The 279-nt window shown below is 57.0% G+C and carries 1 protein-coding gene; it reads right to left on the bottom strand.

The genetic code is table 11. From position 1 onward, the window contains the following. Positions 1–279: HAMP domain-containing protein (locus OH705_RS27140; RefSeq protein ID WP_267303425.1), on the bottom strand; the 279-nt coding region annotated here is incomplete at both ends.

Here is a 279-nt window from a genome sequence, read left to right as displayed (position 1 = left end):
ACGTGGCCTGGTCTACGTTGTGCTGCATCTCTTCGTGATACGCCGCCAGCGACATGGCCATCGAGTTGATGCCGTTTTTCAGCATATCCAGCTCACCCAGCATAAACCCTTCCACCCGGCTGTCGAGCTGTCCCCGGCGGATGCGGTCAACCGTATTAACCATGTTGCGGATGGGGCCCGTCACGTCGCGCATCAGGCGCCAGCCGAGGATCAGCGCAATGCCAATGCAGAACAGCATCATCACGCCAGAGATGAAAATTTCTTTGTACTGCTGTAGCC

Origin of the sequence: Pseudomonas sp. BJa3 (genome assembly GCF_026343815.1) — a bacterium.
GTDB lineage: Bacteria > Pseudomonadota > Gammaproteobacteria > Pseudomonadales > Pseudomonadaceae > Aquipseudomonas > Aquipseudomonas soli.
The sequence above is the reverse complement of the archived record's forward strand: the minus strand, read 5'-3'. Positions and strand labels throughout refer to the sequence as shown.